This is a genomic window from Sphingomonas yunnanensis (assembly GCF_019898765.1).
Classification (GTDB): domain Bacteria; phylum Pseudomonadota; class Alphaproteobacteria; order Sphingomonadales; family Sphingomonadaceae; genus Sphingomonas; species Sphingomonas yunnanensis.
Genome location: NZ_JAIOKB010000001.1, coordinates 46,477 through 58,666 on the forward strand (window position 1 = coordinate 46,477; position 12,190 = coordinate 58,666).

Sequence of the window (12,190 nt, forward strand, 5' to 3'; positions counted from 1 at the left end):
ATTCTGTCTGAAAAGAAGGAAATAGGCGGTTGACTACATAGTCTCTTGGCTTACATCATCGTGCTATGAGCAAACGCGAGTCTGGTTCCGCCCCGTCCCACGTCACGATCGACGTCGCGGCCCTTCTGCGCCGCAAGGCAGCTATCGAGGACGAGCGGACCCCGCTTCTCGAGAAGCTCAGTGGTCTCGACGAGGAAGAGCGCGGGATCGACACCATTCTGAGCTACGCGAGGGACAATCGGTTCACGGTCGGCGCGCCGCTGTCGCCATCAGCCAACAGCGCACTTCGGGGCGGTGGGGGAAGGGCACCGCGCGTCACCCACCGGATCATCTGCCTTCTTGCGCTCGAACGTTTTCCTGAAGGCGCCCCGGTGAGCCACATCGTCAACTGGGGCCTTGCCGTGAACATGGCGGACAAGGCCGTCACTAAGACTTCGATCTCGCCGCTCCTGAAGAAGATGTCCGATCCGGACCGGAAGATGATGGAGGTCGAGCACGACGGGGCGGGACGCCGCTGGATCATCACGGAGAAGGGGCGCGCCACGGCGGAGACCTTCCGTCGCGCATGGACCGAGGCGGGGCGTGCGCCGTTTTGGGACGAGGCCCCTGGAGCTTCGGTTGAAGCGGGATGACCTTCGTTCTCATCGCTGTTGGCTTCCTTCGCGCAGGCGCCACGAGCGGCTGACAAGCTAGTTGCAGGATAGGACTTCTACAAAATGTAGTCCTATCCGGAAACTGTTCCTACTATGTTCGTTAAGGGACTGCTGCCGAACGGCGGCCCTCGCGCAACGTCGATGCGCGAACGGCACCCTCATGCCCGGAGAAGTCACATGACCGTCGATACCCTCGTCACGTCCACCCCGCTTGCCTCAATCGCTTCGGACGGCGTTCTGCCGCGCTGCCTTGCCTACACCCCCGACCACGTACGTCGGGCGGACGGGCGCTATGAGATCCGTGGCCTGGGCAGCCGTACGGTGCTGTCCTGCACCTCGGTTCTGGAACTCGCGCTGTGTCTCCGCATGGAGAGCTGCGTCGGTGTGCGGTCGATCTACAAGCCGGCGCATGCTGGCTCGGGGAATGCGGATGAGCTTACTGACACGTGGCGGCGCGTCGATGGGGCGGGTCTCGCGCCGACGCTATTGGTGCACGCGGACGTGGCCGGGCGAGATATGTACCAGGCCGTCACGATCCTGCGCGGGGTGACTGCCGAGGCTACCGATCGCGAGGCGGTGCGTCAGGCCTATCGGTCCTGCGGCCTGCCTTGGACTCTGCTGACGGAGGAATGGGCGGACTGGACGCTGGCAGCGACGCAGCTCTTCCTGACCGAGTGCAGCGTGGTGCCGCTCGTGCCCGGTCGTCGCATGTACCACGTTCGGGACGCGCTATTGCGCGCAATGGGCGACGCGAACCACGACGAGACGCTGGCCGACGTTCTGATCGAGGCCTCGCTCCGGGCAGGAGTGCAACCGGGCGTCGCCATGCGTGAATATGGTCGTCTCATCTCGAGGGGAAAGATATCCGCCGACCTGTCGGGTGGCCTCATCCGTACCGATCGTCCGCTAGGCAGATCAATGAGCGCCGACGTTGGCGTCGAGGACGCTATCGCCATCGGTAATGCATGGCGCGCGGCATTCGCGCGCGAGCGTGGCTCCGGATCCCCGGCATGATGGCGGGGGACGGAAAGTGTCGAACGAACGGCAGCGCTATCCGCGCAAGGCGGTGATCGAGCGCATGATTGAGGTCGCGCGCGCCTCGGGAATCAAGGTTGACGGCTTCGAGGTCGGGCCGACCGGCAACATCAGGATCATCACGGCGACGCAGGCGCCGACAGGGTCGGCGTACGATCAATGGAAGGCAGGAAGGAAATAGCGAATGGCAGCAGGCATTCACGTCGTGTCGAAGCGGCTCGCCTCGGGCGTGAAGACTCACTACGTCTACGCTTGGCGGGGCGGACCGCTGATCCATCGCACACAGGGCGAGCGGAAGCCTCCGCTCACGTTGTCGCTTCATGACGCCGCGGCCGACGCACGCCGCGCTCGTCCCGAACAGGGCGCCTATTTGCTCCGGCACCTGGCCGACAGCTGGCAGTCCAGCGGTGAATACGCCCGGCTTTCGAAAGGGAGCCAACGTACTTTCCAGACGTGGATCCCCCGCATCAACGAGAAATTCGGGGATGTTCCGCTGTCGGTGTTCGACGACCAGAAAATGAAGCTCGACATCGTCGAATGGAGGGATGGCTGGAGCGAGCAAGCGCGCGCAGCGGACCACGCGGTTCAATCGATCCGACGGATCCTGAGCTTCGGCCAGTCCACCTTCAGGCTGAACATCAACTGCGCCTTCAAAATTCCGCCACTCTATGAGGTTGACCGAAGCGTCATCGTCTGGACGAAGGACGACATCGAGGCGTTCGTCGCGACGAGCAGGACGCCGTTGGTGGAGGCATTGAAGCTGGAGGGTTGCACCGGCCTTCGGCGCACGGATCTAGCAGAAGTGACGTGGGACGCCATCGACGACTTCACCATCACTTGGAAGACGTCGAAGAGCAAACGCAAGAAGACCGTCATCATACCGCTCCTCCCGGAGACGAGGGAGCTGCTGGCCGCCATCAAGGCCCGCCATGCCGATGAGATGGGGGGCCGATTGCCCGGAAAGCGTGTGCCGCTGCCAAGGACCATCCTCTCCATGGCCGACTGGAAGCCGTGGTCGCCTGACGGACTCGGAAAGGCGTTCAGCCGTGCGATGATGGCGGCGGACGTTGACAAGCACCTGCACGACATGCGGGGAAATTTCGTGACGCGTCTGGCCATCGCCGGACTGCCCGCCGATCAGATCGCCGACATCGTCGGATGGTCGCTTGTCGGCGTACAGGAAATGCTGAAGCGATACGTCAACAAGGACAAGTTGGCGCACTCGCAAGCCAATCTCATCGCCAAAATTGGCATCGCATGAAACATGATTGTAAACCGATTTGTAAACTGCCGCTCCATTTTCAGGATGGCACGAGAATATCTGAAATTGCTCTCTCTTGGGTAAAGCGGTAAAAGAGCGGAAATATTGTGCGTATCGAGAGTGATATTTAGCGAACAGCTTTCTGGATGGATCGCGAATGATTTCCGGATGGATGGCAAAGGCTTCGGTCTGCAAATCCAACGGAAACGACGCTTTTCTGCCGAGTCGCGTGTAAACCGCCTTCACGTTCCTCAGGGAAGAGTTTTCTGGATACGGCTATCGGTGTAAACTGAAGGCAGGCGGCGATTGGGTCGTCGGCTGTTAGCCTGCCGTTGGGAATTGCCGTCGCAGCGGGACGAGCAGATCTTCAACCAGCGCAGTACGGTCGAGCCCAAGTACGGACCGGCGCACCATCGATGTGATCGGCTGCCGCTCTCGCATGCCGCCATGCCCGATCTGTATCGAGGTCGTATTCGCCGCATGCTGCGCCAGTGTCCGCCACCCGCGATGCTCGGCGCCCGCAATACGAAGGGCGATCGCAAGATGGGTCAGGCGCTGCGTCCGATCGATCTTCTCGAGGACTCCCGCGGCATAGGCAAGCGCAATGCCGATCCCTTCTTTCACCGTCTCCTCAATCACGACCAAGCCGCTCATGGCGTCGAAGCCACGTGCGCTTCGTGGTCGGTCCAGCGGCATTCGCAACGAAACCGATCCCTGCTCGGTGATACGGATGGAAGCACCCCGTTCCTGCCGTAGTACGAGGTCGGATCCATCCAGGCCGCTGATGACCCCGAGGGAACGGTCGAACAGTCGGCTGTCGCCATACAGCGCCATCTGTTCGAGGTGCTCGACCAACTGCGGCGCCTCCATCTCGGCAGGGCGCAGAATGCGCTGACCCGGTCCGCCGACGACCACCAGCTCCAGCATCGCCGGCAGCGCCTGGTTGCGGTTCTCCGGTGAGAACATGGCGAGGGCGCGAGCCATCATCTCCCGCTCGTCGACCGGACCAGTGGCATTCGCGAGGGTTACGTCGTGCAGTGCGCGGGTCACGCCGTCCTGAAGGTCGTCCGGATGTCGGAAGGTGCCGCGAAACAGTCCGCCTTCCCATGCCTGGACCTCCGCGATGAAGGCGGCCTGCTCCGGGCCGGGGCCGATTCCCTCTTGAAGAAAGGCAAGAACGGGCTTCGTCTCGCGGGCCTCGCGATACTCCTGATGCGTCGCCGAGAGCGCGGAGCCCGGCGGAACGAAGCCGTAGCCCTCGCCGAGCACCAGGATGACCATGTCGGATTCCCGCAGCCCGCGCAGGCAGGCGATCTGAGGCGATGTCGGCTGCGCGCCGAAATCCTCGGCCATGACAGCTTCGTGGCGGAGCGTCGTCACGGCCCGGCGGACGGCGGCTCGCTGCTGTTCGAAGCCCGATATCAAGGAGCTGATGAATATGCGCATAGTCGCAGCGTAGATCGAGCGGCCACGATGTCCATCGGTCCGCTAAGGATATTCCTGCATTGGAGCGGTGGAGCATATGGTGGTCGACGTGACGTTGGAGACGTGGTCGCCGAGCCCGGTTATCCGGAAGGTCGGGAACGGTTACGCGCGAATGCCGGCCTCGAGTTACGCAGACGCCGCGGCGAGGCTCACCGCTCGCCAAGCGGTCTTCTACCGGAATCTCATCCGCATCGCCGAGGCGGTTGGGGGAGGCAATCTACCGGTCGATTTCTTCCTGCCGTCTGGCGAGCACATGTATCTTGACCGAGGGTGTATCCGGATCGCCGAGCTCGGCGGCTTTGTGAAGCCGCTTCACGACGACGATGCCGGAGTAGTGTCGAGCATCGAACTCGGCTGGTCGGTGTAGGCTCTCGCTGACTGAGGTGTCTCGGTCTCCGCCGGTCGTAAGGCGAGCACCGACCTTGCTAGGGGGCCAGGAATCGACGTTCGATCGATGCGACTGGTTCGCCTCCGTCGTCCCGACGTATCCATACGCATCCGTCCACCGGGAGCGCGCTCTCGACCGCGTCGATGTCGAAGGGTGAACCATCGAGCATCACGAGCGGCGTGGCACCGGAGGCGGTCATTGCATGGCTGATCACGGCTGCACCTGCGCCGGCAAGGCTGCGGGCCGCCTGTATGAACACGCTGCCGGGTTCGGCGAAGACGAGGTAGACGCTCAGCTGGTCTCGATCCCGCGAAGTCATGACCGGTTACCTTCGCTGGCCCTGGAGCGCGCGACGATCTCCTCGACGATCGCCGCCCATTCCACGACTGCCGCGGCCACGCCGAGCCGTGACCAGTCGACCGAGGCGAACTTCAGCCGATCTAGACTGCGTTTCAGCGCATCGAGATCCGCTCCTTCGCCATAGCGGCCTCCGACCGTTGCGGGAACATGGCCGCAGAGCTGATCAAGCACGCGCTCCTGAACGTCGGCTCCGCGGCCCTCGTCCTTGAAACGGTGCCGCAGCGAGTGGAACACGAGGCGCTGATCGGTGCTGACCGTCGCGTTGATGTAGCGGTTCAGCCTGCGGCTTGCTTCCTTGGTGAGCTTTCCGAAGGTGCTCGGCCGTAGATCGGGGAAGAGCAGCTCGCTGCCGGCGTCGCGGAGCGCGTCGACGTAGGCAGCGAAGCCGAGCGCCAGGACATGCTCGTGGATCGGGATGATGCGGCGTGAGCCCGTCGTCTTTACGCTCTTGTCAGGGAAATCGGGAGCCGCGCCCGCGTCCATCATGTCGTCGATGTCGATGTACAGGATCGAACCGTCGATCTTGACGTCTGTCACCCGCGCCTGCCCCACCTCTTCGAGGCGAGCTCCGGACGTGAGCCCGAGCAAGAAGAGCCAGTACAATGTGACATCGCTCACGTCCGTGCGCCGAACGAGCAGCTGGTCGGGACGCATGAACAGATCGGACGAGAACAGCTGCGCCAGTTCGCCGGGCATGAAGCTGCGGCGCCCGCGTGCGACCCGGCTGTAGCCCGTGATTCTCACCCCGGTGCCGGCGTTCTGCGATATCCAACGCTGCTGATGGGCGAACCCGAGCAGCGCCTGGATCGAGCCGATGCGCTTCTTCAGCGTCGGTGGGCTGACACGCGGGGTGCCGCTGTGCTCGTGGCGCGACAGCCGCTCGTTGAACGCCAGCGCGCGGTCTGCGCGCGGCATGGTCGCGGGTAGCTTACGAGCCTCGTCCCTGTAGTCCATCAGCATGTCCGAGGTGAGCGTCTCGACAGGTATGTCGCCGACGTAGTCGATCAGGTCCTCGGTCGCTCTCTCGACTTCGACATAGGATTGAGGGCGCGGATCCTTCTCGTCCTTCCACAGCTTCAGCAATTCGCGAAAGCGCAGGTCCGACCGAAGCCGCGGCTTCGTGGCAAGGCGACGCGGTGCTTCCACGTCGGACCGTAGCCGATCGTTGTCTTCGCGGACGCGGGCGTTCCAGACCTGCATGATCAGCAGATCGTTGGCGGGAATCTGCGCGATCGGCGGGTCCTGATCCTTCAGCGGCGAAAGCACGCTGCGGCACGCCGGCAGCCAGTCCGATGGCGGCATCTGCTGCACCACGTCCAACCAGCAGTCGCCGGGCAGCGGATTCCCTCGCAGCGCGGTCAATTTTTCCGGGCTGTCGTTGACGGGAAGCATGGCGAGCGGGTGATCGAGGTTCAGGACACGTCTTGCGGCGTCCTCCAGCCAGAACGTGAGCCCAAGCGTTGGCCAGCGGCCGTAGTGTCCAGGGTTGTGCTGACCACGGATGAACGCGTCGACGACGGCCTCCGCTCGCGCGGACGATATCTCGTCGGACTTACGCTGCTCGGCGATCCGCTGCTCGGCGGCGGCCATCTCCCTCTCGAGTTCGGCGTGCGCCTGGACGAAGAGACGCTTGGCCTCCGCGGGGTCACGCGTCTTCAGCGATCGCCGGACCTGGCGCTTCCCCATCTCAGCGCGAAGATGCGGCGGCAGCTCCTTGTAGAGATAGTAGATACCCGTCTGCGGGTGTTTCCAGGGGGAGATCATCTGCACCATGCGCTCTATACCCGTTCGCTATACCTGCGGACGGTGAAGCTGGCGTAAATCCTGGATTTCCGCGCTTCCGAGCGATGCTGGTGACCCCTACGGGAATCGAACCCGTGTTTTCGCCGTGAGAGGGCGACGTCCTAACCGCTAGACGAAGGGGCCGTGCGCGGTGTGAGGCGCGCTGTTAGGAGGCGGTGAATGCGCCGTCAAGCGACTTTCGCCGCATCGCCCCCGGGGCGGCACGCTTTTCTCGCGCGGCCCCCCCGGGAACGCCCCTCACGCCGCCTTGCGCCGCTCCGCCATCTCGGCGTTGAGCATCTCGGCCAGCAGGAACGCCAGCTCGAGGCTCTGCCCGGCGTTGAGCCGCGGGTCGCAGTGGGTGTGGTAGCGGTCGGCGAGGCTCTGCTCGGTCACGTCGATCGCGCCGCCGGTGCACTCGGTGACGTTCTGCCCCGTCATCTCGGCGTGGATGCCACCCGCGTGCGTGCCCTCGGCGCGGTGGACCGCGAAGAAGCCGCGCACCTCGGCGAGGATGCGGTCGAACGGGCGGGTCTTGTAGCCGGTCGCCGCCTTGACGGTGTTGCCGTGCATCGGGTCGCAGCTCCATACCACCGGATGGCCCTCGCGCGTCACCGCGCGCACCAGCCGCGGCAGATGCGCCTCGATCTTGTCATAGCCGTAGCGCGTGATCAGCGTCATCCGGCCCGGCACGCGCCCGGGATTGAGCGTGTCGAGCATGCGCAGCAGCGCGTCGGGCTCGAGCGACGGCCCGCACTTGACGCCGATCGGGTTGCCGATGCCGCGCAGGAACTCGACGTGCGCCGACCCTTCGAAGCGCGTGCGGTCGCCGATCCAGAGGAAATGCGCCGAGGTGTCGTACCAGTCGCCGGTGAGCGAGTCCTGCCGCGTGAGCGCCTGCTCGAACGGGAGCAGCAGCGCCTCGTGGCTGGTGTAGAAGGTGGTCTGCGACAGCTGCGGCACGGTGTCGGGGCTGATCCCGCACGCCTCCATGAAGTCGAGCGCCTCGCCGATGCGGTCGGCGGTCTCCGCATATTTCTTCGCCCAGGGGCTGCGGCCCATGAAGTCGTGCGTCCAGCGATGCACCTGGTGAAGGTTGGCGTAACCGCCCTGCGCGAAGGCGCGCAGCAGGTTGAGCGTCGCCGCCGACTGCGCGTAAGCGCGGACCATCCGCTCGGGGTCGGGCAAGCGCGACTCAGGGCTGAAAGCGATGTCGTTGACGTTGTCGCCGCGGTAGCTCGGCAGCTCGACGCCGTCGATCACCTCGGTCGCGGTTGAGCGTGGCTTGGCGAACTGGCCCGCCATCCGCCCGACTTTCACCACGGGCAGCTTGGAGGCGAAGGTGAGCACCACCGCCATCTGGAGGATGACGCGGAAGGTGTCGCGGATGTTGTTGGCGTGAAATTCGGCGAAGCTCTCGGCGCAGTCGCCGCCCTGGAGCAGGAAGGCCTTGCCCTCGGCGACCTTGGCGAGATCGGCGGTGAGGTTGCGCGCCTCGCCCGCGAAGACGAGCGGCGGGAAGGTGGCGAGCCGGTGCGTCGCGGCGTCGAGTGCGGCGGCATCGGGATAGTCAGGAAGCTGGCGTGCCTCGGCCTTGGTCCAGCTGTCGGGGGCCCATGACGTGGCCATCGGTAATCTTCCTTCCATTTCGCCGCGCGCCTTGAACGAAACATGCGCGACTCGCAACGTTCATCGGTGTCGATCCGGCCTCATAGGATACCAGGATAGGCACCGCCGTCGATCAACAGGCTCTGCCCGGTGATATAGCCTGCCTTGACGGAACAGAGAAAGGCGCAGGCGGCGCCGAACTCGTCGGGTTCGCCGTACCGATGCGCCGGAATCCGCTCGGCGCCGCGCCGCGCCGCCTCTTCGATGTCGATCCCCTGTCCCCGCGCGGCGGCGGCGTGGACGCTGTCGAGCCGCCGCGTCGCGAATTGGCCGGGAAGGAGGAAGTTGATCGTGACATCGGCGTGCGCCACCTGCCGCGCGACGCCGGCGAGGAAGCCGGTCAGCCCCGCGCGCGCGCCGCTCGACAGGTCGAGCCCGGCGAGCGGCGCCTTCACCGAGGCCGAGGTGATGCAGACGATCCGGCCGAAGCCGCGCTCGACCATGCCGTCGATCACGCGCTGGGTGAGGCGGATCGGCGTGATCATGTTCGCTTCGACCCCGGCGCGCAACGCGTCGCGGTCGATCGCGCGGAAGTCGCGCAGCGGCGGTCCGCCGTTGTTGTTGACGAGGATGTCGGGCGCGCCACCCGCGGCCTCGACCAGCGCGCCCTGGACCTGCTCGTCGGCGACATCGCCGGCGACCGTCTCGACGGCGACGCCATGCGCCGCGCGGATCGAGTCGGCAGTGGTGGCGAGCGCGGCGGCGTCGCGCCCGTTGAGCACCAGCGCGCAGCCCGCGGCGGCGAGTGCCTCGGCGCAGGCGCGGCCGAGGCCCTGGCTCGACGCGCAGACGATGGCGCGACGTCCCTCGATCCCGAGCTGCATGTGCGGTTCCTCCTAGATTAATTGGAAAGGCGGCTTCGTACCTCCTGCTGTTCCCCGGCGAAGACCGGGGCCCAGATGGGAAAGCGGTTGTAGAGGCTACTCTCGTCCTCCACCTGGGCCCGGCCTTCGCCGGGGTACAAGCGGTGGGCGCGTCGTCTAGACCAGAACCTTCCAGTCCCATCCCAGCGGGTCGCCGTCCATCACCTCCACCCCCGCCGCGGCGAGCTCGTCGCGGATCGAGTCCGAGCGGCCGAAGTCCTTCTCCGCCCGCGCCGCGCGGCGCTGCTCGAGCGCGGCGGCGATAGCGGCCTCGTCGATCGTCGCGCTCGCCGGGCGGACGCGCAGTGCCTCACGCGTCAGCGTCGCCAGCCCCAGGCCGAGCAGCGCGTCGACCTCGTCGAGCAGCGCGAGCCGGTCCGCCGCGGAGACCCGCTTGTCGGCGAGCAGCGCGTCCACCACCGGCAGCGCGCGCGGCGTGTTGAGGTCGTCGCTCAGCGCGGCGTCGAGCTGGTCGCGATAAGTCGCGGGCGCGCCCTTGGCGACCCCGGGATCGCGCGCGCGCAGCGCCGCGACGGCGTGGACCAGCCGCTTGAGCCGCACCTGCGCCGCGGCGAGGTTCTCCCAGGAGAAGTCGAGCTCGCTGCGATAATGCGCCTGGAGGCACATCAGCCGATAGGCGAGCGGGTGGAAGCCGCGCTCGACCAGCCGGTCGAGCGTCATGAACTCGCCCGACGACTTGCTCATCTTGCCGCCGCGGTCGACGACGAAATTGTTGTGCATCCAGACCTGCGCGCCGGTGTCGGCGCAGTCGCAATAGGCCTGGTTCTGCGCGATCTCGTTGGGATGGTGGATCTCGCGATGGTCGATCCCGCCGGTGTGGATGTCGAAGGCCGCGCCGAGATAGCGGCGGCTCATCACCGAGCATTCGAGATGCCAGCCCGGCGCCCCGCGTCCCCAGGGCGAATCCCATTCCATCTGGCGCGTCTCCCCTGTCGGGGTTCGGCGCCAGATCGCGAAGTCCTGCGGGTGGCGCTTGCCTGCCACCGCCTCGATCCGCGCGTGCGCGGCGTCGTCCTGCCCGCCGGCGAGCCGACCGTAATCCGGCACCGTGCCGGTGTCGAAATAGAGGCCGTCGTCGAGCAGGTAGCAGTGACGCTTGGCGATGGCCTCGCCCCAGGCGATCATCTCGGCGACATGATCCGTGGCACGCGGCAGATGCGTCGGCGGCACGATGGCGAGCTCGGCGAGGTTGCGCTCGAACGCCTCGGTATAGTGGCGCGCGATCGCCCAGATGTCGCGGCCGGAGGCGCGCGCCGCGGCCTCCATCTTGTCGTCCCCGGCGTCGGCGTCCGAGGTGAGATGGCCGACGTCGGTGATGTTGATGACATGGGTGAGATGCCACCCCTTCCAGCGGATCACGCGCGCGAGCGTGTCGGTGAAGACATAGGCGCGCAGGTTGCCGATATGCGCGTAGTGGTAGACCGTCGGCCCGCACGAGTAGACGCGCACGTTCGACGGATCGAGCGGGCGGAAGGTCTCCGGCTCGCGGGTCAGGCTGTTGTAGAGGATCAGGGGCGCGCCGGTCATGGCGCGCCTCTTAGCTTTCCCGTCTCAGCGCGCCAAGCCGATCACCGCGGTGGCGGCGTAGCCGGCGGTCGGCGTGCCGGTGAAGGTCGGTGTCATCTGCGTGTTCTGCGCGGTGGTATTGTCCCCGAAGACGTTGTCGCTCGACAGCGCGACACGGGCGAAGTTGCTCGCGCTCGACGGGTAGGTGGCGGTGTCCGCGTAGACGGTCGCGCAGGTCGAGGACGGCAGCGCCAGCTGCGAGGTAAGCGTCGCGTAGCGGCCGCCCAGCGCGTTGGCGAGGCTGGAGAACACCTCGAAGTGGATGTGCGGCCAGCGCCCGTCGTAACAGCCCGGGAAGATCGTGGTGAAGGTCACCTGACCGTTGCTGTCGGTGACCTGCACGCCGCGCAGGTAGCTCTCCGCCGCGACGGTGTAGAGCGAGTAGAGACCCTGGCGATCGCAGTGCCACAGATAGATGGCGTAGCCGGCCAGCGGGGCGCAGGACTGGTTGACGTCGACGAGCGTGAGCGTGAGCGTGACCTGCACGCCGGTAGCCACCGTGGTGCTGCTGAGAAAGCTGGCGCGGATGTCGCTGCGCACGATCCCGGTCGCGGTGAGCACGTTCGAGGTCGAACCGCTCGACGAGTTGGTGCCGTCGGCGGGGTAGGGGCCGCCGGTCTCGCTCGCGTCGGCGACGCAGCTGGCGGTCGCGCTGCTGCTGCTGCTCGCGCTGGGCGTCGGCGTCGGCGTGGGCGTCGGGGTGGCGGTAGTCGCGGCGGTCGTGGCGTCCGTCTCGGCATCCCCCGAGCCACCGCAACCCGCCACCAGCGCGAGCGTGCCCGCGCCCGCGAACCATCGGAGCGCGCGGCGACGCTGCACCATCCGCTCCATCACCTGGAGGTCGTGAGCGAGGCCGAGATCGTGGTCGTGGTCGTCGTGGTACATGGAGGGTCCCTTTCGCTGCCGGGGGCCGCCCTCCGCCTCGTCGTCATCCGCGTCTCGCGCCGGGGTCCATTCTGCCGCGCGCACCGCGATCGTGGTGCGCGCGAACGAAGAGCCCCGGATCAGGTCCGGCATGACGGGAAGAAAGCGACGCTCCCGAACGTCGCGCCCCTCCTGCCGGCCTCGCCGCATGCCGTGATGTCGGCGCGCGACCGCGACGTTTCCG

12 protein-coding genes and 1 tRNA gene are annotated in these 12,190 nt (G+C 66.2%); 5 read left to right on the forward strand and 8 right to left on the reverse strand.

All coding sequences use genetic code 11. The features are described 5' to 3' along the window. Positions 1 to 65: 65 nt before the first annotated feature. From K7957_RS00185 to K7957_RS00200, 4 genes are all read left to right on the forward strand, one after another. Positions 66 to 632, forward strand: coding sequence for a hypothetical protein (locus tag K7957_RS00185; protein ID WP_223010015.1), 567 nt, complete (start codon positions 66 to 68; stop codon positions 630 to 632). Positions 633 to 830: 198 nt separating this feature from the next. Beyond that, the gene (locus K7957_RS00190) at positions 831 to 1,667 is read left to right on the forward strand and encodes a PDDEXK family nuclease (protein WP_223010016.1); all 837 of its coding nucleotides are present in this window, start codon (positions 831 to 833) and stop codon (positions 1,665 to 1,667) included. 16 nt (positions 1,668 to 1,683) lie between these two features. Continuing rightward, positions 1,684 to 1,869: a hypothetical protein gene (locus K7957_RS00195; protein ID WP_223010017.1), complete on the forward strand. Its 186-nt coding sequence runs from the start codon at positions 1,684 to 1,686 to the stop codon at positions 1,867 to 1,869. 3 nt (positions 1,870 to 1,872) lie between these two features. Continuing rightward, on the forward strand, positions 1,873 to 2,949 hold the full coding sequence (locus K7957_RS00200; protein ID WP_223010018.1) for a tyrosine-type recombinase/integrase: 1,077 nt from the start codon (positions 1,873 to 1,875) through the stop codon (positions 2,947 to 2,949). Positions 2,950 to 3,270: 321 nt separating this feature from the next. On the opposite strand, the gene K7957_RS00205 is transcribed toward K7957_RS00200, so the two are convergent. After that, complete coding sequence (locus K7957_RS00205) at positions 3,271 to 4,395, reverse strand: DUF4062 domain-containing protein (RefSeq protein WP_223010019.1); 1,125 nt, start codon at positions 4,393 to 4,395, stop codon at positions 3,271 to 3,273. Positions 4,396 to 4,474: 79 nt separating this feature from the next. Between K7957_RS00205 and K7957_RS00210 the strand changes: the two genes are divergently transcribed. Further along, on the forward strand, positions 4,475 to 4,801 hold the full coding sequence (locus K7957_RS00210; protein ID WP_223010020.1) for a hypothetical protein: 327 nt from the start codon (positions 4,475 to 4,477) through the stop codon (positions 4,799 to 4,801). A 58-nt stretch (positions 4,802 to 4,859) separates the two neighbouring features. On the opposite strand, the gene K7957_RS00215 is transcribed toward K7957_RS00210, so the two are convergent. The 7 genes from K7957_RS00215 to K7957_RS00245 form a co-directional block, all read right to left on the reverse strand. After that, positions 4,860 to 5,141 carry a hypothetical protein gene (locus K7957_RS00215; protein ID WP_223010021.1) on the reverse strand — a complete coding sequence of 94 codons (282 nt, stop codon included), beginning with the start codon at positions 5,139 to 5,141 and terminating at the stop codon, positions 4,860 to 4,862. After that, positions 5,138 to 6,955: a site-specific integrase gene (locus tag K7957_RS00220; protein ID WP_223010022.1), complete on the reverse strand. Its 1,818-nt coding sequence runs from the start codon at positions 6,953 to 6,955 to the stop codon at positions 5,138 to 5,140. The genes K7957_RS00215 and K7957_RS00220 overlap by 4 nt, the downstream gene beginning before the upstream one ends. Before the next feature lie 78 nt (positions 6,956 to 7,033). After that, positions 7,034 to 7,108: transfer RNA gene (locus K7957_RS00225), tRNA-Glu, on the reverse strand. A 114-nt stretch (positions 7,109 to 7,222) separates the two neighbouring features. Further along, positions 7,223 to 8,593, reverse strand: a complete 1,371-nt coding sequence (locus K7957_RS00230) for a class II 3-deoxy-7-phosphoheptulonate synthase (protein ID WP_223010023.1) — start codon at positions 8,591 to 8,593, stop codon at positions 7,223 to 7,225. An 80-nt stretch (positions 8,594 to 8,673) separates the two neighbouring features. Continuing rightward, positions 8,674 to 9,456 (reverse strand): SDR family oxidoreductase, encoded by a 783-nt coding sequence (locus K7957_RS00235; RefSeq protein ID WP_223010024.1) that lies wholly within the window; start codon positions 9,454 to 9,456, stop codon positions 8,674 to 8,676. A 156-nt stretch (positions 9,457 to 9,612) separates the two neighbouring features. Then, complete coding sequence (gene cysS / locus K7957_RS00240) at positions 9,613 to 11,043, reverse strand: cysteine--tRNA ligase (RefSeq protein WP_223010025.1); 1,431 nt, start codon at positions 11,041 to 11,043, stop codon at positions 9,613 to 9,615. A 24-nt stretch (positions 11,044 to 11,067) separates the two neighbouring features. After that, the gene (locus tag K7957_RS00245) at positions 11,068 to 11,967 is read right to left on the reverse strand and encodes a dioxygenase family protein (protein WP_223010026.1); all 900 of its coding nucleotides are present in this window, start codon (positions 11,965 to 11,967) and stop codon (positions 11,068 to 11,070) included. Between the last annotated feature and the right edge of the window lie 223 nt (positions 11,968 to 12,190).